Source organism: Micromonospora sp. WMMA1923, from assembly GCF_049179195.1.
Lineage (GTDB): Bacteria > Actinomycetota > Actinomycetes > Mycobacteriales > Micromonosporaceae > Micromonospora > Micromonospora yangpuensis.
Genome location: NZ_JBMHLZ010000001.1, coordinates 1 through 21873, shown reverse-complemented (window position 1 = coordinate 21873; position 21873 = coordinate 1). Strand labels below are relative to the sequence as shown.

Genomic DNA, 21873 nt, shown 5'->3' with positions numbered 1-21873 from the left:
CGGGGCTGGCGGTGACGGCTACTTGCAGCTGGTGCAGGCGCTGGCGCAGGTGGAGCCGCAGTTGTCGTCGGTGGAGCGCATCAACCCCGGCACGACGGCGGCAGAGGCGACGATGGTGACGTCCAGGTCGAGGTCGTCATCGTCGAGACCGGGAGGGGCGAGCTGGTCGAGTGTCATCGTGGAATCCCTTCTCGGATGGGTGGTGCCTTCATGGCCTGGTCCTGACCGGGCCCGATCGTCAGGGCCAGGAGACGATGACCCGGGTACGGGCCTTGTCGATGACAAGCCCGCCGGGCAGCTGCTGATCCGGTGTGCCCGCCGGGTACACCTCGATGTGCGCGTGTTGGCCTCGGCGTTCCCGGTCCCAGTCCCGGATCTGGTCCGCGAACTCGTGGGCGAGGCGTTCGGCGTAGCGGCCGTGGGCGCGGACGCCCAACTCGTAGCGGGTACCGCTGTCGTCCAGTGGTCGGGGTCGCATCCGGTAGGCGAAGGTGTCGCCGTCGACGACCGCAGGGCTGGGGACCCGCCACGATGCGTTGACCAGGCCATGGTCGAATGCCGACCGTTCGGCGGCGAGCATGCAGAAGCCGGGCGTCACCGTCATCTGGTACAGGTCGAGGTCGTCGAACGGTTCCTGTTCGCCGACGGTCACCCCGGACCACACCTGGACTGCGGGCTGCCGCAGGGCCTCCCGCAAGCCGTCGACGTCAACAGGAGTGGGGGTGGGGGTGGGGCCGTCGAACCGGAGGCCGACCTCGCGGCCGGCGAGCAGGACGAGCTGCTCGCGGTTCTCACCGGCACCCTGCAGGTAGACGAAACCACAGACCCCGTAGCCTGCCCCGACGAGCCGCTGGTCGACGCGGTCGAAGGCCACCGCACGCGTTAGGTTACGCAATCGCAGCGGTACGACGAGCCGGCCGTCGACCGCCAGCTGCGCCACCCAGGCCGGGGCGATGTCCGGCGCGCCGACGGTCACGATGATCCGGTCGTACGGTGCACCCTCCGGCACCCCGTACTCGCCGTCGGCCCGGCGCACACGCACCGCAGGATAACCGGCGTCGGGCAGGAACCGCTCGGCTCGCGCCACCACGTCGGAGTCGATGTCGATCGTCGTGACCTGCCCCGAGTCACCGACCAGCTCGCTGAGCAGCGCGGCGTTGTAGCCGCCGGAACCGATCTCCAGCACCCGATGACCCGGGCGGACGTCGAGCAGCTCCAGCATCATCGCGATGATCTGCGGCGCGGACACCGAACTGGTGGCCAGCCCCTGCGCGTCGTACTTCGTGATCACCGTGTCGTCCGCGTACGCCTGCTCCAGCGTGGCCTCGGGGGCAAAGAGGTGCCGGGGCACGACGCGCAGAGCAGCCTCCACCGACCCGGTGCGGATGATCCCCTCCGCGACCAGCTTGTCCACCAACGCGGCACGAAGACCACCGGCCTCCCGGTCGCTGCTGACAGTCACATCCGGAGTCGTCACTACGCGCACCCCCATGTCTCCCAAAATGAACGGCCCACTGTCGCCCCAGGGTCCGGGTAGCCGGGTGTCCTGGAGCATCGGACAGCATCCTTCCTGCCCGTCGAACGACCACCCCGCATCGAACGCGGCACCTGGCCCTGCCAGCAGGCACCCGCGGCAGACGCTCGGAGACGACGGCAAGTGACCATCACCAGGTGGCACCACCACGATCACCCGTGACCGTCATCGAGGGAAGCCCGACCTGCGGTCCGACCTCGCGTACCGTCTCGGCACTGGCGGTCGGAACGCCGGACCGAGACGACGAGGGTGAGCATGCTTGCCACCAGGAGCCTTCGACGTTGGCCAAGCGCTGCGGAAAGTCAGCCCGAGGTGCACGCCAACTGGTTCTGCTCCTGCCTCGCTTGTCTCCACGCCGTGGCGATCAGGGGATCCGCTGACGCGATCACTCGCGGCGATGATCGGCGCGAGTCGTGTGTGACACCATGGCGTGGTGGAATCTCCAGAAGCTGGCCTTGTCATTTGGGACGTAGATGGCACCCTGATCCCGGCCGACCTCCGCTGGTTGCGTCGCGCGATCGCCAGGACTTACGGGCTCGACGAGGCGGAAGTGTCCTTTCCTCACAAGAAGGTTCACGGCTACACCGATGAGTCGATAGCCGTCGACGCTGCGATTGCCTCGGGCGTGTCGGCTGCAGAAGCCGAACGTAGGGTTCCGCAATTCGGCGAGGCCCTTGTCGAGGTTCTCACCGAGGGGCGCGGCGAACTCCGACAGGTGCAGTCGCCCTACGAAGGAGCGGTCCAGAGTATCGCCGATCTTCAGCGACAGGGCTTCGTGCAGACTGTATTGACGGGCAACCTTCGGCGCGCTGCGGAAATCAAGCTAGAAACTCTCGGCCTGGCGTCCAGATTGGATCTCGAAATCGGTGGTTTCGGTTCCGATGATCGTGACCGACTCAAGCTCCCCGGTGTGGTGGCCCGACGCTTTGTGGAAGCCTATGGACAGCCACTCGTCTCGCATAGAACGGTGGTTATCGGTGATGCTCCCAACGACATCGCTTGTGCCAGGCATGCTGGCTTTTGGGTTGCGGTGGTGACGCACCGCGCCAGCCGGGAGGAACTTTCGAAACATGATCCAGACGTGATTCTCGATGGACTTCAGCCGGAGCTGTTAACTTCTGCTGTCAAATCCTTGATGGAGAGATGAGCGAGCGGAGTGATGCGACCTCATGCTGGCGTCTAGCTCTCGAACCGGACGCTCGGAATCCCATTGCACCAGATCCTGCCTCGCTCGTCGTGCGCGAGAGATACCACGAAGGTTGCCGACCTCCACCAACTGCCCGTAAGAATCAGCGAGCACTGCGCAGGATTCTTCGAGCTGCCCCGCGAGTGCATGTGCCCTGGACAGGTCCACCCGTGCAGCGAGCATGACGTTCGTGTTTTCATGATCGTTTGCCATCTCGACCAACGCGCCCTGAAGAACATGGACGGCCGTAGTCGGGGAACCGAGCAGGATGTGACAGGTTCCTTCGTACACGCGCAAGCGAGAAGAGTTCCAGTCGCTGTACAGTCCCGCGCGGTCCAGCACGGTAATCTCAGCCGCTGCCCGACCTGCGCGCTCCAGCGCTAGTTGAGTTTCCTTCGCCATGCGGAGAGAGGCGTAGGCTTGAGCCTGTTCCGCAGCGATCCTCGCTCGCGCTGCAGGACTAAGGTGATCGGATGCTGACTCAGCCTCGTGGAGCAGCCGGAGGCCAATCATGACATCTCCGTCCGCTTGGACCAGCGTGGCAGCACCCGAGCGGAGGTTGCTTTCGAAAATTCGGGCGGTAGCACTCAGTCTGGCATCTCCTAGTCGATCGGCCAACTGCCTCGCGTAGGTGCAGTGAGCAAGCGCCATACTGTGATTCCCTTGTGCGCTCCACAGCCGGCTGGCAACAATTGACGCTTCGCCAAGCATCGATCCTATATCAGCTCGCAAGGGATCCGAAAAAGCCTTTCTAAACAAAGTGGAGATGCTGTCTCGGTGAGCCTCCACCAGGCTCAGAAGAACGTCAGGTGCCACCGCTTGTCGCTGTTGAGCCAACATGTCAGTGACACGCGCGAAGCTGCTCCACTCGCCGTCGCCAAGTGTTGCGACTTTGTTCCCGCCGGTGGGAGATTCTAGAGATGGCATCTCCGGTGGGCGGTTGGTTGATGGAGCCCGAGGAAGCGAGTACTGTTTCCTGACAATCTGAGCTACTTTGCCCCGTTCCGATGGGCGGGGCTTCTGCAAGCCCAAATCATGATCGCTGGACACACCAGTGACTCGCCGCAAAGCTGCTCGGCGCTCGCTACTTGCCCAGCGGTGTTCCCCACGTTCCAGTTTCCCGATCCAGCGCGAATCCACGTAGAAACTACCGAGGTTGCGGTCTGGGTACAACTTGTCGAGCTCAGCGTTGACGGCGTCAGCCATCTCGGCGCGAGACATCAGGCGCCCTGCGTGATAGGGCGACTCAAGGCGGGCGCGAGCCTTGATGAGTAGTTCGTTGGGCTGCTGATTCGCCTCTGTCTCAGGATGACGGGCCACCGACCCTCCAATTATTTCATAATGCTGTGGGGCTCAGTTTCGACGGATTCTACATCAGGAGCTGTCGAACAAAACCATCTGCCACAGTCGCCTCCCGTGGCGAAACATCGGCGTTGATTGGCATTCCACACTTCCAAGTTCGGGTCCTGCGATGTGTACGTCGCTTCACGAATCGGTGGTATTGCCAACTGCTGGACCTGATGACCGAGATTCTGGACCCCCCGGGGATCGGTGGATTCGCTAGGACAGAGACGACGAACGGCGGTCTGGAGTAGTCCCGGCACGAGCGACGGGGCGTACTCCCTGATCGACCGGGTGCCGCGTTCGAGTCGGCGTAGTGGGCCTGGCGCTGTCCCATGCGAGCGGCGTCGTCGGTCCACCACCCGGCAGCTGAGCCGTCACCGGCGGCGGCCTTGATCGCCTGGCCGAGCCACCGGCGTCGGACAAGCGGGCTCGGGCCAGTCACCAGCCGCCTCCATCGGTTCACGATTCGCTGGTAGTTAACCGTAGGGAAGTCAGGTTCGGAATACCGACCTGCGGTCCGACCTGTTCAAAGTGGCACAGTCACCGACCTAAACGATTCCTTGGTCGGATCAAGATCCCAATAACGCGCCCGGATCAGGCAAGGCAGGTCGGACCGCAGGTCGGGATTCCCCAAGATCCGGCCTATGAGTGATTGTTTGGTGACCGAGCTGTGGGGCCATCTGCCTCATCGGCACCCCGACCACCTACTGGAGACGCCAATGCGTTTTGCCACTTACAACCTTCTCGACTGGACGTCGTATCCGGCGGGTGGGCGGGAGGCTGAGCGGCAGCGTCGGGTGGTCCAGACGATCCGGGCGATCGATCCGGATGTCATCGCGGTGCAGGAGGTGAAGGGTTCGCCGGGGCACGTCGGTGTGGTGGTAGCGGAGCTGGCCGCGCGGACCGGCCTGACCGCCACGGTCGGCAGCGTGGATGGTCGGGACGTGCCGGCGGTCGGCGTGGGTGACAACACGGTGCACGTGGCCCTGCTGTGGCGTGAGGGGCTCGTGCCGTTGCCGGAAACGTTCCGGACGTTCGGTCCGGCCGTCGACCACCGTCACGGCTGGCGGGGCGTCGGGTTCGGGTCCCTGGTCCGGTTGGCGTTCCAGGTCCAGGGTCGTCCGATCCTGTTCGCGTCGTATCACGCGCCGGCGTTCGGTCGGCATCGGCGGATCGATCAGGCGGAGATGGCCCTGGCCGCCGTCACCGGTCCGAGCCTCGCCGCCGTGGTGGGGTCCGACTTCAACTCGATCGGAGCGGCCCGGGTGGGTGGGGACTACTACGACCGTGACCCGTACACCGGTCAGCCGTGGTTTCCGGAGTTGGTGCACCAGTGTCGGGAGGTCACCCATCCGGGGACGAGTCACCGTGCGGACCGGCGGCCGGCGGAGGTGTGGGAAGCCGGCGGTCTACGCGACGTCGCCGCGGTGACGGGCGGTCCGTGGAAGGCGACAACAGGGCATTGGCCGTCGTCGCCGTTCGCGGTGCGGGGTGTGCGGCGGCGGATCGACACGATCCACGCCACCGCCTCACTGCTGCCGGCGGTGGGTGGTTTCCGGGTGGTGGATGACGAGGTGACCCGGTCGGCGTCTGATCACCTGCCGGTGGTGGTCGACATCGACCCCACCGCTCTGTCGTCCTCCGGTGAGGTCGGCGCTGTCGTCGGCCGGTGACCCGTCTGGATGAGGCGGCGGGTCCGGTGGATCGGTTCGACGCCGCCCGCCTGACGCTACAAGCGCACAGGAATACCGGCGGCTGCCTCCACTGCCGGCCCGAAGGCTGTGAGCAGCTGCGGTGGGCGGTCGAGGAACTGTCGCAGCATCCCGGCGGCCGGCCGTTGTTGGCCCAGGCGCGCATCCCGCTTTCCGGTACGCATCCGTGTTCGAGTGAGGAAGGTCGGTCGTGGTGACACGTCCTGAGGTCGGGCGGCATGATCCCCGCTATCTATCGTCGAGACGTACCCCAGCCTCGGCTGTGGGGCCGCCGATGTTGGCGGACGAGTTCTTCTTCGTCGCCCACGACGACTACGGGCATCAGCGGTTGTTCGGCTCCGCCCTCGGCTACGGCCTGGCCGCCGCGTTGCTGGCCGAGTTGCACCTGAATGGCCGGGTCACGTTCGCCGACGGCCGCGTGCGGGTCCGCGACGTCCATCCGCCGGCGGACCCCCTCCAACACCTGATCCTGGACCGGCTTGCAGCGGAGCCCGAGTGTCCGACCCGGACGTGGCTGGCCTACATCGCCGATACCGCCTACGCGCAGGTGGCGCGGCGCATGTGGCACGCCGGCCTCCTGGTCCCGCAGCAGGTGGGCCGTCTGTGGCGGCAGCGCACCGTCTATCGGCCCGTGGACATCAACGACGCCGCGTGGCCCGGGGCGCGTCTGTCACAGCGGATCCGCGGTCGTCGGACTCTCGGTGACTCCGACCGGGTCCTGGCCGGCCTGGTCCTGCACACCCAACTGGGCTCCAGCCTGCTCGACGGTGCGCCGTTGTCCGCCCGTCTGTATCTGCGGGAGGCCGTCGATGGGGTGCAGCCGCCGGTGCGTGAGTTGTTCGGTGACCTCGCCGCCGCTGTCGGCAACGCCGTCCTGTCCCACCGCACCTGAACCACCCCACGCTCCCCGCTCCTTATCTGCTCTTCTTCCGCGAAAGGTGATTCTGCATGTCTCGTTCTGTGCCTGGTGCGGTGTCGGTGACGTTGGCGCGTGGCCGTCTCGGCGTCGCGCATGTGGTGTTCTTCGTGATGGCCGCCGCCGCCCCGCTGACCGTCGTCGCCGGTGGTGCGACCACCGGCTACGCGGTCACGGGCGTGACCGGTATCCCGATCGCGTACCTTCTGGTCGCCGCCGTCCTCGGCCTGTTCGCCGTCGGCTACGTGGCGATGAGCAGGCACGTCGTGAACGCCGGCGCGTTCTACACCTACGTCCGTCACGGTCTCGGCCGCCCAGCCGGCGTCGCCGCAGCCGCCGTGGCGGTGGTGGCGTACAACGCGATGCAGATCGGCCTGTACGGCGGCTTCGGCGCCGTACTCGCCGACTTCCTCCACACCCGCTACGGCTGGAGCATCACCTGGTGGCTGTGCGCCCTGGCGGCGTGGGCGGTGGTGGCGGTCCTCGGGCTGCTGCGCATCGACCTCAACGGGCGGATCCTCGCGGTCATGCTGGTGGCTGAGTGCGCTGTGGTGGTGGTCTTCGACGCGGTCATGCTCAGCCGGCCCGCCTCCGGCGGTATCGGCCTGGGCACGCTGCACCCCGGGCTGGTGGTGAGTGCGGGTATCGGGGCGGCGTTGGTCACCGCGATCACCGGATTCGTCGGCTTCGAAGCCACCACCGTCTTCGCCGAAGAGACCCGCGACCCCCGACGCACCATCGCCCGAGCCACCTTCATCGCCGTCGCGTTGACCGGCGTGCTCTACGCCGGGTCGGCGTGGGCGATGTCGGTGGCCACCGGCCCCGAACACATCGTGCAAGCCGCCCGTGCCTCGGGCACGGAGCTGATCTTCGACCTGACCGGCCCGTATCTCCCGACCACCGTGATCACCCTCGCGCAGGTCCTGTTCGTCACCAGCCTCTTCGCCGCACTCCTCAGCTTCCACCACACCGTGGCCCGGTACCTGTTCGCCCTCGGCCGCGAACACGTCCTACCCGCCGTGCTGGGACGCACCAGCCGCCGCACCGGCGCCCCAAAGATCGGCTCGCTCCTGCAGAGCGCTGTCGCCGTGGCGGTGTTGGTGGGGTATGCGGTGGTGGGGGCGGATCCGATCGTGCACCTGTTCTTCTGGATCACCGTCACCGGCGGACTCGGCGTCCTCATCCTCATGACCGTCACCTCCGCCGCCGTGGTCGGCTTCTTCCACCACACCCCGCACGGCGAAGGACGCTGGCGCAGCACGGTCGCACCCGTGCTCGCCACCCTCGCCCTCACGGGCATTCTCGCTGCCACCCTGGTCGAGTTCGACACCCTCCTCGGCGTCGAAGCGAACTCCCCGCTGCGATGGATGTTCCCCACCGCCTACGCCGCCACCGCTCTACTCGGCGCCATGTGGGCGCTCATCCTGCGACGGGCCCACCCGGACGTGTACCAGGCGATCGGACTCGGCGCGCACACCGCGACCGTCGCCTGGCGCACCCCCACCACCGCACCCCACCACGTGTAAGGACCTGCCGAGATGACCATCCCTACCATCCCCACCGTCACGGTCCGCCCGGCGACACCCGCCGACACCGCCACCCTGATCCCGGTCCTGGCCGACGCGTTCTTCACCGGGCCGGTAGCCGACTGGCTCGTCCCCGACCCCGCCGAACGACGCCTCGTCTACCGCGCCTACTTCGCGGCCATGCTGCGCCACAGCCTGGAACACGGGACCGTGCACACCACCGACGACCAGACCGGGGTGGCGATCTGGTACCCCCGCCTCCACCCCCCGACCTCACCCAGCCCCGAGCACCTCGCAGCCCTGGAGCAGGCCACCGGCCGCTACGCGCCCGTGTTCGCCCTCCTCGACACACTCTTCGAAACCCACCACCCCGCCGCACCGCACCACCACCTCGCCTACCTCGCCGTCGCACCCGGCCGGCAGAACAGTGGGATCGGGGCCGCGCTGCTCACCGGCCACCACCGCCGCCTCGACGCCGAAGGGCTGCCCGCGTACCTGGAGGCCACGAACCTGCGCAACCAGGCCCTCTACCACCGGCTCGGCTACCGGGCCGGCACACCGATCCACATCCCGAGCGGGCCGACGATCTGGCGCATGTGGCGACCCGGCCCCACCTTCCCGCCCGGCTTCTTCGACACGGCCCCGACAGCGGTGGGTGCCGTTCCGGCCGAAGGTGCGGCGCAGTGACCGGACAGCTGGACCAGAAGGCGTGGACGGCACGGCCGGACGACGTCCCGACCATCACCATGCTCCTCGCCGCCGTGGCCATGTTCGACCCGGTCACCGAGTGGCTGCTACCGGACCTGCGGCAACGCCGCAACGTGCTGCAACGGCTGATCGCCGTCCAGGTCGACCACGCCGTCGAACGCGGCGACGTCACCATCCTCGGCCACATGACCGCCATCGCCGTCTGGCACCCGTACCCGGAAACCAGGCCGTGGGCCGCGCCGACCCGCCACGACCTCGGAGCTGCCGCCGGCCGCGCCGCCGTCCGTTTCCAGCAGCTCCTGCAAGCCCTGGACAGCTACCGGCCGACGACCGCACACGACTGGCTGTCCTGGCTGTGGGTCCGCCCCAGCCACCGCAGCCGGGGTCTCGGCCGGCACCTCCTCGACCACCGCCACCACGCCGACCACCGCGCTCTGCCGGTCGACACGGTCGTCACCACCACCGGCGCCCGCGACACCCTCACCGCCTACGGCTACCACCCCCACACACCCCTGCACCTACCCAGCGGCCCCCGACTCTGGCCACTACACCGCGACCCCCCTCCCGTGACCTGACCACGCCTGCCCACGTCCACCCGGGTCGCCCGCGAACGACGCGACCTGGTCTATCCACCTGCGAGAAAAGGGTTCTCTCCGTTGCACAACCAACCCCCACCCCTGCCGACGCCACCCACCACCGCGCCCGACCCGGCCGGGCCGTCCGGTCTGCCGACTCCGATCGGCCTGCCCGCCGCGGGCATGGCGGACGAGCCGGTGGCGTTCCACCGGATGTCCCGGGAGTTAACGCCCCGATGGTGGCGCACGGTGGCCGCCGTGCTGGTGGTGTTCCTCGGGGTCCTGGCCAGCCTGATGACCGCCGCCGTCGCCCTGAACTTCCAGCCCCGACTGCCGCTGCTGGGCGACTACACCCTCATGGCGTACACCATCGCCGGAGTGGCCGTCGCACTACCGATCGCCATGCTCACCGTCAAGACCATCGAACGGCGGCCCGCCGGCAGCGTCCTGAGCATCGCCGGCCGCATCCGCCGCCGCTGGCTGGCGGTCTGCCTTGCCGTCGCGGCGCCGACAGTCCTGACCGGCATGATCTCCGGCTTCGTGATCGAGGTGCTGACCCACACCAGTGACGTCGAACCCGCCCCGACGCAGCCGTCCGGGTGGCCGGGGTTCGGCCCGTACCTCACCACCGTGACGATCGTGGCCGTGTTCCTGATCGGGCAGGTCACCGCCGAGGAGTACATCAGCCGCGGCGTCATCCTCCAGAGCGTCGGCCGGTTCTTCCGTTCTCCGTGGCCGGCCATCGGCGGGCAGGCGGTCGTCTTCGCCGCCCTGCACGGGCCCGGCACCGTCTGGGGTGTCCTGCTGGTCCTGACCATGGGCGTCGCACTCGGCTGGCTCGCCGTCGTCACCGGCGGCATCGAAGCCGGTATCGCGTTTCACCTGGCCGTCAATTTTCCGCTTCTGTTGCTGACGGCCGCGATGCCGCGCCTGGCCGATCCGACCGCCAACGCCGCCGGCGTCGGCTGGCAGACCGCCGCCACCCAAGGACTCACCGTCGCCGTCTACGCCACGATCGTGGGCCTCCTCGCCACCAAGACCCCCCTCCTGCGCCTACTCGCACCCCGCACAAAGGCAGTAACCGCCCACCAGCAAGCGTCAGCCGCCGCAGCCCACCACCACGACGCGCAGCGGCACCCATCCGACCAGCCACAGACCCCGGCCCGGAGCACGCCATGAAGGACCTACTCGCCCTGATCGGCGTACTCATCCTGGCCCTCGCACTGGCCAAAGGCAGCCTGTCGAACACCCTCTGGATCCTGCTACGCCTACGCCTGGCACGCCCCCTCACCACCCTCATCCTGCTCGTGATCATCATCCTCGCGACCAACTACGCCCACCGGACGACCCCATGACCACACCCCCCGGAAACCCCCGCCAAGAGGAACACGACGACCGTCCGCCGGAATGGGACCTCGTACGCCGCGCCCAACACGGCGACCGCGACGCCTTCGGCCAGATCTACCAACACCACCACAGCCACGTCCTCGGCCACGTCACCACCCGCGTCGGCAGCCACCAACGACACCTGGCCGAAGACATCACCGCCGAGACGTTCCTACGGGCCTGGAAAAACCTTCACCAGTACACCCAACCCCGCCGACCGATCATCGCCTGGCTACACACCATTGCCCACCGCCTCGTCCTCGACCACGCCAGAGCCCGCCGCACCCGACCGGAGCACCCCGCCGGCCTTACCGACGACTACCACGCCACAGAACCCCAGGACACCACCAGCGCCGAATCAGCCGTCATCCGCAAGTACGAACTCCAACAAGCCCTCACCGCATACCAACACCTCGACACCCGACACCGCACCTGCCTTCACCTCCGCCACTGGCGAGGCCTCACCGTCCCCCAGACCACCATGGCCCTCCACACCACCATCGCCACCGTCCGACACCTCGAAGCAACCGCCACCGCCGCCCTCGCCCAATACCGCACGGCAGACATCCCCCTACCGCACTGGCACCCCGGCCACCACCAGCGACGGTGAACCACACCCGAAGCGGCGGCGGCGAGCCCGACTTGGCGCGGCATCCGACCGACAAAACCGGCCACTTCGATCTTGGCTGATGTGTGCGACGTGTGCTCTTCAGCGGAAGCCACCCCCGGACAACCCCGGCCAGCCCGGGTCAACCCCGGCCAAGATCAGGGTCGAAATCCGGGGTTGATGTGATCCGAGGCGCTCCGACCTGGCCAAATACCGGCCGGAACCAGCCCGGACAGCCCGGGTCAACGCGGGTCACTCCCTGCCACCCGGGGTAAACCCGCAGGTCGCTAGACTGGCCACTCGCGCCCCCGTAGCTCAGGGGATAGAGCATCGGTTTCCTAAACCGTGTGTCGCAGGTTCGAATCCTGCCGGGGGCACCTCGAAGATCAGCGAAGAACTCCTTGACCTGCGGATATGCTCGAACCCCATCGTGGCGCCGTGACGAGGCGGGCACTCGGCTACGACCGACGATACGGCGTACCCGGCAAGCAGGCCCTTGTGCAGAGGCACGACCGTCCGGCGCTCACTGCGGGCGCAGCCACGACCAGGACGACGCACGGTTGATCCGTTCCGGCCGGGTCGCCCCCGGCCACCGGCGCGGTAGCCGCCCGTACCGGCCGAAGACCCGCAACGCCGCCCGCCGCTGCGGGCACGGGCCGACCTCGGCGCAGCCGGAGCAGCGCCCGTCGGCGCTCGACGGCGTGTGCCGGTCCAACCGCGCCTGTGCCGCGCGCAACTGCTGTGCGACGGTCGCCGACAGGTACGTGGTCACCGCTCCGCCACCCCGGCCGGCAGCAGCGCGGCGCGTACCAGGATCTGGGTCTGCGGCCCACGGCGGCCGGTGGCGTCGAGCTTGAAGCCCTCGACCCAGACCCACTCGTCGCACTCCGGCCGGTTGCTCACCAGCCGCACCCCGGTCACCCACACCGTCACCGGCCCGTCCGCCGGCCGGAACCGGTCGTCCGCCGCGATCCGCAGCACCGCTCCGAGCTGTACGCGCACGTCAAACACGCCGGTTCACCGTCCCCCGTGAGACATCGGGTCGCCGGGTCCGGCTACCCATGGCAAGCAGCTCGACGTGCAGGCCGGCGAGCTGAACGAAGACCTCCCGCCGCCCGGTGGCCTCACCGGTGGCCCGGTCGATCACATAACCCGTCAACCACACCCAGCCGTGGTACGTCGGCTTGTCGCACACCGACATCACCCGCAGCCACAACCCCCGGTCCCCGCCGAACTGCACCGACGCCCGCCGGCCGAGGAACACCAGGTCCCCGGGCATCGGCGGCAGCACCGTTACCGGCTTCGGCCGGGGCGGCACCGAGGTGGGCGGGCCATTCCGGGGATGTCGTTCGGGTCGAGATCCCACGCCAGCACCCACCCCGGGCCAGCCTCAACACGCACCGGGCACGATGGCCTGGGCGGTGCCCCCGGGTGGGATCGAGGATGATCTGGAGACGTTCGGAACTTCCGCAGGGCCACGCATCACGCTCTCCCACCAGCCAGGCATTAGAACTAGCTCTATGTGACCCGATCGACCATGGTGCTGTCAATAGAACTAGCTCTAATGTTGAACGGGTGGGCACACTTGCTGGGTAGAGATACCTCGACACAGCGCACCGGCCAGGAGGAGCCAATGGGTATCGGGTACCGGGATCTCGCCGCGCTCCTGCGCGAGGCCATCCAACGCGGCGACTACCCCGAGGGCAGCACCCTGCCCAAGCAGGACGAGATCGCCACCGAACACGGCGTCAACATCAACACCGTCCGCCAGGCCGTCCGGGTCCTCGAAGCCGAAGGACTCGTCACGCCCGTCCGCAGACGCGGCACCGTCGTCCGGCCACGGGTCGCCATGAGACGACTCGGCATCGACCGCTACGCCAAGAGCAAGTGGAAGTCAGGACTCGTCGCCTTCGCCGCCGACCGCGAGGCAACCGGCCGTCCCTGGGCCCCCGGCGATCAGACCAACGAGGTACGCCTGACCGAAGCGGACGCCGAGACCGCCGAAGCCCTCGGGCTGAATCCCGGTGCACCGGTCTACGAACGCGCCCGCCTGGTCAAAGAGGCCGACATCCCCACTCACACCCTGACCAGCTACTACCGCCCTGAAGACGTCGAGGGAACCTCCCTGGTCGACCCAACCCCCGGCCCCGCCGGACAAGGCGGCGGCTTCGGCATCCTCACCAGCCAAGGACTCGAACCCGACACGATCACCGAGGCCGTCCGCGCCCGAATGCCCACACCCGAGGAAGCCCAGATTCTCCAGCTTCCCGCTGGCGAGCCGGTCATGGTTCTGCACCGCACGACGCTCACCCGAGACGGCCGCCCCGTCGAGTTCGCGCGCGGAGTGCACGCCGCATCCCGCTTCACCTGGTCGTACACCTTCAAGATTCCCGACTGAGGCACCCACGATGACGACGACTCCCCCGACCATCCCCGCCGAACACCGCGCGGACGTCGAATGCCTGTGGGACTACCACCACATGCACCACGAGATCCTGCCCGTTGATGTGGGCATCGGCCTCGGCAGCCATGACCTCGGAGTCGCCAAGGTGGCCACCGACCTCTACCACCGAGGGACGTACCCGACCCTGGTCTTCACCGGTGCCAACGCCCCGACCACCAACGAGGCCTTCCCGCGAGGCGAAGCCGTCCACTACCGCGAGTACGCCATAACCCATGGCGTACCAACCGCCGCGATCCTCATCGACACCCAGGCCACCAACACCGGCCAGAACATCAAGTACGCCCGCGCACTCCTTGCCGAGCACCAGGTCCCGGCCCGATCGGTGATCCTCATGTCCCGCCCCTACCAACAGCGCCGCGCGTACGCCACCTGCAAGAAGCTCTGGCCCGAAGTCGACGTGATCTGCGCGTCCCACCAGCTCTCACTCGACGGCTACGTGGCCAGCATCGGCGACACCAAGAAGGTCATGGACATGCTCGTCGGCGACACCCAGCGCATCGACAGGTACGCCGAACTCGGCTACGCCATCCCGCAACACATCCCCGACCAGGTACGCGCCGCCTACACCCGCCTGCTCGACGCCGGCTTCACGAGCCGCCTCGTGTAGGTCGGCCCGTCGGCCAGCCTCAGGCGACACCGCGACCGTCTTCGACCGGCGGCCCCGAGTCCCCGACTGCGCCGCCTCGATGAACTCATTCAGCACCGAATCGACCGCCGTGCCGTCCGCGTACATCTGACCGGCATGCGCCTACCCCGTGTCGCAGTGCCATGATCATCCGCAGGTCCAGGGCTTTGGAGCACGGGCAGCAGTGCCTCCGGCGGGCCCCTCGGGCTCTCCGGGATGACTGGAGGCAAAGATGGCAGTGATCAAAAGGTTTCGATTGTTGTGGCGAGCCTCAGGGCTAATGACGAATTAGACCAGCATCACTGGCCATGTCCGCATTGCCGGATTGCACCTCGAACAGATCAGGGCCAATGAGTACCGAGTTGAGGCGAAGATAGTCCGCCCATTCGGGCGGCCATTTAGTTGTGGAAGACCAACGCACGCCCCCCAGGTTCACCGAACTCAATAGGGAAAAATTGCGGAGGTCGGCTCCGGCGAAATCCGACCGAAGCTGGTCAAAGCTTTGCGCCAGCGCATTCGCGAAGCCCTGTTTGACATCGACCGCTATATCGAAGGCGAGGGCAACGGCTAGGTAAAGGTCTGCGGCCAACGCGGGCTCGAGGTCGAGGTCATGGGAAGCCGTACGAGCTAACGCGAGAGCACTTCCGCCTCGAAGGCTGACGGCAAGACTGTGGGCGAGATCGGCGTTTCGAACCAAGTCTTGCTCAAGCTCCCGAACGCTGTCTCGCAGCGGACTGAGGCTGCTGCGGCCCGGGATGCCGAAGGTGCGCGCCAAACGAGATTCAAGGCTTGGTCCAAAGCGCAGCATATCGCCGATAGTGCGGGCGAGCGTGGTGGCAACCGGACGGGCCTGCTCAAATTCAGAATCACTTGCGTAAACCATGAACCTCGCAATTCTGCTGGCTGTGGAAATATTCTCCTCAAGGGAACTGGTCAATCCAGGAATGTCGTCGTGCGAGCCAAATATGTCGATGATGATACGGCGAATAGACAGCCATTTCCTGACATCGTCAACGAGACTCAGAAGGAGCGTCATTGCGATAAGCGCAGGATGGCTGCGAAGTGCCAGACGAACTTCTGGCGATGCCGATTCCAACCGTCTGAATACGGCGCTGCGCTCCGCTGGCGCTTGATCCTGAACGCTTTCACTGCGGTTGTGAACGGCGCTCATCCTGTCGGGCATGGAAGACCGCCTCGCCCCGGCGGCGACAAGGACGCTGGCCCACCAAGGCGACGTCGTGATGCGCAACCAGGGCTCGTCAGGCCGAGATACACGAGCGATCCGGCCCAGTAGGGTATCAGCGCGTACCATCCGCCACGACCTCACTGCCTTCCAAGGCATCTGTAGGTGGCAAACTGGCTGAATTCGGCTTCTGCTCGGTGATTTCAACTCTACTCAGGACGCCACGAACTACGGAAGGCGCGCACGCTCCCATGATCAATGCTGGCCATGCTCCGGTCATCTGAGCGTGAGCCGCCGCCGCTACCATGCCGCCGACCGCAAGGCTAGCGAGGGCGACAAAAAGATGTGGCCAGATACCGTCTTGGGAGTATCGCCAAGGCCACCGGTAGCCGGCCGCCACGACCGAGGCCGACAGGCCAAGAAGGCTGGCGACCAAGCCGCCGGCCAGCCCCCACCCGGCGGCTTCCTGAACGCCCATACACGCACAGTAGCCGATGAATGGCTTGCAGCCAACGGAAGGCTTTGTGGTGGCGTCCAAGGTCGGTGGCCGGACTGTAAAGGCGCATAAATTGACCACCGTGGCCGCTATGCGTCGTCGAGGGCGGGCTCGAAGATCATTCGGTCAGATTTACGACACTTGAGTGCGGCCAGGGGCGGCAAGCGTCGGCAGGTTCCGCCCTGGCTGGAGCGTCAATCCGGTTGATTTGATGACGTTCGGTCCCCGCGGTGGGTGTAAGGGTTCGAATCCCCGCCAACGGCATGACTGTACAGCCGCATGCGCAGTCAAGATGGCCGATGGGTGCGGTCCTGGGCTGGAGTGGACGACACGGCGAGCAGGCCACCGATGACAGCTGGCAATAGTCTTGATCTTGCAAGACGGGAGGCACGGGCTCGCGGCCCGCCCTGCGGGCGGCCTCAGCGCCCCATGCAGAGTACGGGCAATGATCTTTTGGCTTGCGGAACCGCTGAGTGGCCAGCCCGCCCAGGTCACGAGCACAGTGGCCACTATGCCGCTGTCGCCTTCCTAAACCGTGTGTCGCAGGTTCGAATCCTGCCGGGGGCACCTCGAAGATCAACCTGAACGCCATCCTGGCCTGCTGAAACTCTCCGTCCCCCGACCGCTCCACCTCGGGCCCCGGTTGCGTCGCCGGCTACCCGACGCGCCCCGCTCGAACCCGTCTCGCCCTCGGCCACCCGCGCTCGCCGAGGTCAGTCCGAACCGGCCCAGGTTGGTATCTTCGAGGCGACGCCACCGGCACGCTCGGCCCCGTTGAGGGACTTGCCCTCGCACTCGTTTTCCACGCCAACAGATCGTCCCGCAGATTCCCACAGGAGTGGCAGCGATGGTCGAGAAACACGATCTCCGTACCGAAGACGAGTTGGGAGTCTCCATGACGGAACAGTGGAGTGTCGATGCTCCGGGTGTGATCGAGCTGCCGTCCGGGCGCCGCTTCCGGGGGCGGGGCCTCAGATACGACTCGCCGGACGGCCCGACGCCGACGTTCGCGGTCCATCTGACGGACAAGCCGACCGCGGAACCCCAGTGGGAACGGGTCTGGGTGCGGTGGCGGGACTTCTGGTTGCCGGCCGACCCCGACGAAGCGCTGCGAGCGCTCCGGCAGGCCTACGATCGAGCCGAATCCGACCGGGTGGAGATCGCCTGCGGGGGTGGTATCGGGCGTACCGGCACCGGCCTGGCGACCTTGTGCGTCTTCGAGGGCATGGCCCCCGACGAGGCCGTCAACTGGGTGCGCCGGCACTACCACAGGCGCGCCGTCGAGGTCCGCTGGCAGCGCAGGTTCCTGCGCCACGCCTTCAGTGCCGCAGTGGATCCGACGGATCGTTAGCGACGACCGGGGCCCGGTCCTCGCGGTCCAGCTCGGCGAGGTCCTGGTCGGACAGGGCGAGGCCGGCGCCGACGATGTTCTCGCGCAGGTGGGCCACCTTCGACGTACCGGGAATCAGCAGGACGTTCGGCGAGCGCCGCAGGAGCCAGGCGAGGGCGACGGACTTCGGCGTCGCCCCCGTCCGGGCGGCGACGGCCGAGAGCGCCGCGGAGCGCACCGGTGAGAAACCACCGAGCGGAAAGTACGGCACGTAGGCGACGCCGTCGACGGCCAGTTGCTCGATGAGCTGGTCGTCGTGGCGGTGGGCGAGGTTGTACATGTTCTGCACGCACACGACGGGGGCGACGGTGCGGGCCTCGGCGACCTGCTCGGCGGTGACGTTGCTGACCCCCAGGTGGCGGATCAGGCCGTCGCGGTGGAGTTCGACGAGGGTCTCGAACGCCTCGGTGATCGGGCCGGGCTGAGGCCCCTGGGCGTCACCCATCCGCATGTTGACCAGGTCGAGGGTGTCGACCCCGAGGGACCGCAGGTTGTCGTGGACCTGCTGGCGCAGGTCCGCGGGGCGGCGGGCGGTCGGCCAACCGCCCTGCGCGTCGCGGTTCGCCCCCACCTTGGTGGCGATCAACAACGATTCCGGGTACGGGTGCAGCGCTTCGCGGATCAGTTCGTTGGTGATCCGCGGCCCGTAGGCGTCGCTGGTGTCGATGTGGGTGATGCCCCGGTCGACCGCTTCGCGCAGAACGGCCAGCGCGCCGTCGCGGTCGGCGGGTGGCCCCAGCACCCACGGTCCGGCGAGTTGCATGGCGCCGTAGCCGAAGCGGGTGACGGTGTGGTCGCCGAGCGTCCAGGTGCCGCCGGGCAGGGCGGTGGGAGAGGTGCTCATCGGGTCACTTTCGTTGTCGGGAGAGGGTGGCGCGTTCCAGCATGGGAGCTTTACTCTCCATCGGGAAGTAGGCACTTGAAAGTGCGTAACCACCCAGCAGGGAGAGGGGAGCCCGGTGGCCACAACGAGAGCAGCGCAGCAGCGGGCCCGGGCCAAGGCGGACTACGACGCGTTCCTCGCGGTCTGCCCCAGCCGTCAGCTGCTCGACCGGATCTCCGACAAGTGGGTGGTGCTGGTGCTGTGCGCGTTGGGCGGTGACGCCGGCCCGCGACCGGACGCGCCGAGGGCGCTGCGCTACTCCGAGCTGGCCCGGCTGCTGGCCGGGGTCAGTCAGAAGATGCTCACCCAGACCCTGCGTTCACTGGAACGCGACGGTCTGCTCACCCGGACGGTGACGCCGACCGTCCCGGTCACCGTCTGCTACGAGCTGACCGACCTCGGTCTGTCGCTGCACCGGATGACCCGGGAGATCAGGTACTGGGCGCAGGACCACATGGGTGAGGTCCTCGCCCACCGCGACGCCCACGACGCCTCCTGACCGGGCCTGCGGCCCGGCGGTTCACCGCAGGGCGTCCACGAACTGTCGGGCCAGGGCGGCCGGTGAGATGTCGTACTCCTCCTCGACCGTGCGGGCCACCAGGTGACAGAGCAGGTAGCGCTGGGTCGGCACGATGCCGAGTCGGCCCAGGTGGGAGTAGAGCTGGTTGATGGCCAGCCGGTGACAGCGGAACCAGACCTGCGACAGCACCTCGCTCCGGTGGGCCGGTGTCTCGCTGAGGATGTCGTGGAAGGCGATCGGGTGTCGTAGCTCCATGCCCTGCTGGTCGAGGTGGTCGAGGTCGATCTCGCCGCTGGTGAACAGCGGCTCGGCCCGCGCCTTCTGGTCCCGGACGATCCCCAGCCAGGTCTCGACCAGCGGATCCGGGCGACCGCCCCGCACCGTGGCCAGGGTGGCGTGGAGCCGATCGCGCAGCGCCGGGCGGTGCCGCCGGTACCGCTCGTCGAACGTGGCGCGGACGGCGTCGGGGTCGGCGGTGTACGCCAGGAAGGACTCGACGTGCGACCGGAACGACAGGTAGCCCCGGGAGATCGGTGGGACGCTGAGGTGACCGAAGGCGAACAGCAGGTCCAGGGCGTGTCCGATCCGGTCCACCGCACCGCTGCGGATCGCGGCCAGGGTGTCGAAGGTCAGGGCGGTGCTGCGGGCGTACGCCCCGGCCAGCAGGTTCGCCAGTTGCGGGCTGCCCAGGACGTGCCGGCGGTCCTCGTACGGTTCGAACTGGACGGTGTTGTCGGGGTACCAGGGGGTGAGCGGGCCGGGGTCTGCCTCGCGGACGGCGAGCCGCCGGTGTGCCGCCAGGTGGTCGGCCTCGCGCAGGGCGGCCGTCGAGGGGTGGTCGCGCAGGTAGTCGGAGAGGCTGCGCCGCGCGGTGGGGCGTACCGTCGCGGCCCAGAGTTGCGGGGTGGTCCGCAGGTTGATCCGCAGGTGGGGGCCACGGCGCCAGTGGCGGATGAGATGTGGTTGGTCGACGACGTCGGCGAGCGCGGTCAGCAGGGGGCGTACGCCGTCCAGGATCAGGTCGTCCTTCTCCTGGGCGTGGTACCGGACCTGGATGCTGTACCAGCCGGGTTCCTCCGGCGGCGGGGTGGGCGTCATCGGAAGTCCTCCTGTTCGCGCGCGGGTTCTCCGAGGTCGACGCAGGCGGCGCAGACCAGGTAGTGCAGCTGGGTCTCCTGGTCGACACCGAGACCCAGCCGGTTGCAGAGCAGGTGCACACAGCGCAGCAGGACGACGAGCAACGCCTGCTCCGCACGGGTCGGCCCGGCGTCGGCGAGGCGGGTCGGGCCGGCCTCGGTGAAGCGGGACGGGCCGGCGTCGGCGGTGAAGCGGGTCGGCACCGACCGCAGGTCGGGGTGGAAGTCCCCGACCCGGTGCAGGTCGGTCAGCTCGGCTCGGAGCCGGTGGATGGAGGCGGACCAGGCGGCGACGAAGGGGTCCGGATCAGCCCCTGGTCGCGTCGACTGCGCCGCCGTCCAGCAGCTGGACACCAGCCGCCGCAGTGCGGTGCGCTGCCGCAGGTAGCTCTCCCACCGTGCCCGGTGGCCGTCGGCCGGATCCCAGTGGGACCGGGACCGGGTAAGCAGGTGGGCCAGGCGGTGCCGGTCGGGTTGCCAGGCGGCGAGCGCCGAGGCCAACGCGAGCACCGCCAGCCGCGAGCGGTGATCCGCAGCCGCCGGGCGGGCCAACGTCGACAGGGCCAGCCAACTGGAGTCGGTGAAGTGGCCTTCAACGGCCCGGGTCGCCGCCCGGCCACCGTAGATCGGGTACTCGGGCTGGTAGGGCTGGACCTCCACCACGTCGGGCGGGCGGATCCGTCGGTCGTGGTCGGCCCGGCCCTCCAGGCGGGCGTACCGCTCGGCGAGGGCCGCGTACCGCTCGGCGGGCCCCGGGGGCGGGGAGGGGAACCGGGCCAGGTGCGCCTCCAGGGTGGACCGGGTGCAGGCCGCGACGTCGGCGGCGAGGTCGGGCCGGGTCGGCAGCAGGCGGAGCCGGAGGTGCGGCCCGCCCTCCCAGTACCTGATGAAGAAGAACTGGTCGAGTACGCCGGTGGCCCGCAACGAGGCGACCAGTGGGGCGACCGCCCCGGTGAGCAGCCGGTCGTGGTCGCCGCGGTGGAAGGCGTGCAGCGACAGCCAGGGCGGCGGGGTCACGAGGGGCCGATCTCGACGACGTACTCGGTCACGTGCCGGCCCTCGGTGCCGTAGCTCGGGGCGTCGGCGAGCTGCGGCAGGGCCTCCTGGAAGGTGAGCACCGCGCCCGGGTCGCGCAGCAGGCGTTCGAAGAGGCGTACGAGCGGCACGTTTGCCAGGTCGAGGTAGACCGGCTTGACCGGGGCCGGTCGGCTCGCCGTGACGTACGAGCGCTGGGGGATCCGGTGTTCGGCGAACCAGGTGGCCAGGGTCAGCAGGTAGCCGGCGTCGTCGACGCCCTTGGCACGGCCCGGCACGAGATCGGCGCGGACCCGCCAGGAGGCCCGGGACACGGTGACCCGGCCGATCGACAGCCGGGGTCGTCGCCGTACCGTGCCGGTCGGGTGTTCCGGGGTCCCGGTGAAGATCTGGGCGGTCGGGGCGGCGGCGTTGGGCACGTCGCCGAAGAGGTGGACCAGGAAACGGGCGAGTCGGGGCAGCCGGGCCCCGGCCATCATGCCGGTGCACGCGATGCGGACCGCACCGTCGTCGCTGCGCCGCCGCAGGCGCAGACCCGGGGTCGCCGCGTCGGGCGTCACGACCAGGTCGTCGAGGGGGATCCGTTGCTGCGGCGGGCGGGCGCTGACCATCCCGGGGTGGCAGATCTCGAAGCCCACCGCCGGGGA

Annotated in this window: 24 protein-coding genes and 1 tRNA gene; 15 read left to right on the top strand and 10 right to left on the bottom strand. The window is 68.2% G+C overall.

Annotated elements, in window-relative coordinates:
* Positions 1-18: 18 nt before the first annotated feature.
* Together ACN28G_RS00125 and fxlM are read right to left on the bottom strand one after the other, a co-directional pair.
* Positions 19-177: an FxLD family lanthipeptide gene (locus ACN28G_RS00125; protein ID WP_421478053.1), complete on the bottom strand. Its 159-nt coding sequence runs from the start codon at positions 175-177 to the stop codon at positions 19-21.
* Positions 178-238: 61 nt separating this feature from the next.
* Positions 239-1462, bottom strand: a complete 1224-nt coding sequence (gene fxlM, locus ACN28G_RS00120; protein WP_421478052.1) for a methyltransferase, FxLD system — start codon at positions 1460-1462, stop codon at positions 239-241.
* A 505-nt stretch (positions 1463-1967) separates the two neighbouring features.
* On the opposite strand from fxlM, the gene ACN28G_RS00115 reads away from it, so the two are divergent.
* The 11 genes from ACN28G_RS00115 to ACN28G_RS00065 all read left to right on the top strand — a co-directional run bounded on the left by ACN28G_RS00115 (position 1968) and on the right by ACN28G_RS00065 (position 11871).
* Positions 1968-2681, top strand: coding sequence for an HAD family hydrolase (locus ACN28G_RS00115; protein WP_421478051.1), 714 nt, complete (start codon positions 1968-1970; stop codon positions 2679-2681).
* A gap of 2102 nt (positions 2682-4783) precedes the next feature.
* Positions 4784-5737 carry a hypothetical protein gene (locus ACN28G_RS00110; protein WP_421478050.1) on the top strand — a complete coding sequence of 318 codons (954 nt, stop codon included), beginning with the start codon at positions 4784-4786 and terminating at the stop codon, positions 5735-5737.
* A complete protein-coding gene (locus tag ACN28G_RS00105; protein ID WP_421478049.1) occupies positions 5734-5973 on the top strand; it encodes a hypothetical protein in 240 nt (79 codons plus the stop codon). Before ACN28G_RS00110 ends, ACN28G_RS00105 begins: the two co-directional genes overlap by 4 nt.
* Positions 5974-6050: 77 nt before the next feature.
* Positions 6051-6668 carry a GOLPH3/VPS74 family protein gene (locus ACN28G_RS00100; RefSeq protein WP_421478048.1) on the top strand — a complete coding sequence of 206 codons (618 nt, stop codon included), beginning with the start codon at positions 6051-6053 and terminating at the stop codon, positions 6666-6668.
* 56 nt (positions 6669-6724) lie between these two features.
* The gene (locus ACN28G_RS00095; protein WP_421478047.1) at positions 6725-8218 is read left to right on the top strand and encodes an APC family permease; all 1494 of its coding nucleotides are present in this window, start codon (positions 6725-6727) and stop codon (positions 8216-8218) included.
* Between the two features lie 12 nt (positions 8219-8230).
* A complete protein-coding gene (locus tag ACN28G_RS00090; protein WP_421478046.1) occupies positions 8231-8905 on the top strand; it encodes a GNAT family N-acetyltransferase in 675 nt (224 codons plus the stop codon).
* The gene (locus tag ACN28G_RS00085) at positions 8902-9501 is read left to right on the top strand and encodes a GNAT family N-acetyltransferase (RefSeq protein ID WP_421478045.1); all 600 of its coding nucleotides are present in this window, start codon (positions 8902-8904) and stop codon (positions 9499-9501) included. The genes ACN28G_RS00090 and ACN28G_RS00085 overlap by 4 nt, the downstream gene beginning before the upstream one ends.
* An 81-nt stretch (positions 9502-9582) precedes the next feature.
* Complete coding sequence (locus ACN28G_RS00080) at positions 9583-10680, top strand: CPBP family intramembrane glutamic endopeptidase (protein ID WP_421478044.1); 1098 nt, start codon at positions 9583-9585, stop codon at positions 10678-10680.
* Entirely contained in the window at positions 10677-10856 is a 180-nt protein-coding gene (locus ACN28G_RS00075) for a hypothetical protein (RefSeq protein WP_421478043.1), read from the top strand. Before ACN28G_RS00080 ends, ACN28G_RS00075 begins: the two co-directional genes overlap by 4 nt.
* Positions 10853-11497 (top strand): RNA polymerase sigma factor, encoded by a 645-nt coding sequence (locus ACN28G_RS00070; RefSeq protein WP_421478042.1) that lies wholly within the window; start codon positions 10853-10855, stop codon positions 11495-11497. The genes ACN28G_RS00075 and ACN28G_RS00070 overlap by 4 nt, the downstream gene beginning before the upstream one ends.
* A gap of 301 nt (positions 11498-11798) precedes the next feature.
* Positions 11799-11871: transfer RNA gene (locus tag ACN28G_RS00065), tRNA-Arg, on the top strand.
* A 146-nt stretch (positions 11872-12017) separates the two neighbouring features.
* On the opposite strand, the gene ACN28G_RS00060 is transcribed toward ACN28G_RS00065, so the two are convergent.
* The 3 genes from ACN28G_RS00060 to ACN28G_RS00050 are packed head-to-tail and all read right to left on the bottom strand — an operon-like array spanning position 12018 to position 12773.
* Positions 12018-12266: a hypothetical protein gene (locus ACN28G_RS00060; RefSeq protein ID WP_421478041.1), complete on the bottom strand. Its 249-nt coding sequence runs from the start codon at positions 12264-12266 to the stop codon at positions 12018-12020.
* Positions 12263-12505, bottom strand: coding sequence for a hypothetical protein (locus tag ACN28G_RS00055; RefSeq protein ID WP_421478040.1), 243 nt, complete (start codon positions 12503-12505; stop codon positions 12263-12265). Before ACN28G_RS00055 ends, ACN28G_RS00060 begins: the two co-directional genes overlap by 4 nt.
* Positions 12498-12773 (bottom strand): hypothetical protein, encoded by a 276-nt coding sequence (locus ACN28G_RS00050; protein ID WP_421478039.1) that lies wholly within the window; start codon positions 12771-12773, stop codon positions 12498-12500. The genes ACN28G_RS00055 and ACN28G_RS00050 overlap by 8 nt, the downstream gene beginning before the upstream one ends.
* Before the next feature lie 354 nt (positions 12774-13127).
* Here ACN28G_RS00050 and ACN28G_RS00045 point away from each other — a divergent pair, with 354 nt between their 5' ends.
* Positions 13128-13892 (top strand): GntR family transcriptional regulator, encoded by a 765-nt coding sequence (locus ACN28G_RS00045; protein ID WP_421478038.1) that lies wholly within the window; start codon positions 13128-13130, stop codon positions 13890-13892.
* 10 nt (positions 13893-13902) lie between these two features.
* Positions 13903-14565: a YdcF family protein gene (locus ACN28G_RS00040; RefSeq protein WP_421478037.1), complete on the top strand. Its 663-nt coding sequence runs from the start codon at positions 13903-13905 to the stop codon at positions 14563-14565.
* A 295-nt stretch (positions 14566-14860) separates the two neighbouring features.
* On the opposite strand, the gene ACN28G_RS00035 is transcribed toward ACN28G_RS00040, so the two are convergent.
* Entirely contained in the window at positions 14861-15754 is an 894-nt protein-coding gene (locus ACN28G_RS00035; RefSeq protein WP_421478036.1) for a hypothetical protein, read from the bottom strand.
* Positions 15755-17109: 1355 nt separating this feature from the next.
* Between ACN28G_RS00035 and ACN28G_RS00030 the strand changes: the two genes are divergently transcribed.
* The gene (locus ACN28G_RS00030) at positions 17110-17613 is read left to right on the top strand and encodes a protein-tyrosine phosphatase family protein (protein WP_421478035.1); all 504 of its coding nucleotides are present in this window, start codon (positions 17110-17112) and stop codon (positions 17611-17613) included.
* Here ACN28G_RS00030 and ACN28G_RS00025 read toward each other — a convergent pair.
* Positions 17582-18496: an aldo/keto reductase family oxidoreductase gene (locus ACN28G_RS00025; protein WP_421478034.1), complete on the bottom strand. Its 915-nt coding sequence runs from the start codon at positions 18494-18496 to the stop codon at positions 17582-17584. The two genes, ACN28G_RS00030 and ACN28G_RS00025, sit on opposite strands and share 32 nt — an antisense overlap.
* A 115-nt stretch (positions 18497-18611) precedes the next feature.
* Here ACN28G_RS00025 and ACN28G_RS00020 point away from each other — a divergent pair, with 115 nt between their 5' ends.
* Positions 18612-19034, top strand: coding sequence for a winged helix-turn-helix transcriptional regulator (locus ACN28G_RS00020; protein ID WP_091433996.1), 423 nt, complete (start codon positions 18612-18614; stop codon positions 19032-19034).
* A gap of 21 nt (positions 19035-19055) precedes the next feature.
* On the opposite strand, the gene ACN28G_RS00015 is transcribed toward ACN28G_RS00020, so the two are convergent.
* From ACN28G_RS00015 to ACN28G_RS00005, 3 genes are all read right to left on the bottom strand, one after another.
* Positions 19056-20153 carry a thiopeptide maturation pyridine synthase gene (locus ACN28G_RS00015; RefSeq protein WP_421478033.1) on the bottom strand — a complete coding sequence of 366 codons (1098 nt, stop codon included), beginning with the start codon at positions 20151-20153 and terminating at the stop codon, positions 19056-19058.
* Entirely contained in the window at positions 20150-21208 is a 1059-nt protein-coding gene (locus ACN28G_RS00010) for a thiopeptide-type bacteriocin biosynthesis protein (RefSeq protein ID WP_421478032.1), read from the bottom strand. The genes ACN28G_RS00015 and ACN28G_RS00010 overlap by 4 nt, the downstream gene beginning before the upstream one ends.
* A partial coding sequence (locus tag ACN28G_RS00005; protein WP_421478031.1) for a lantibiotic dehydratase occupies positions 21205-21873 on the bottom strand: 669 nt, incomplete at its 5' end. The genes ACN28G_RS00010 and ACN28G_RS00005, both read right to left, overlap by 4 nt.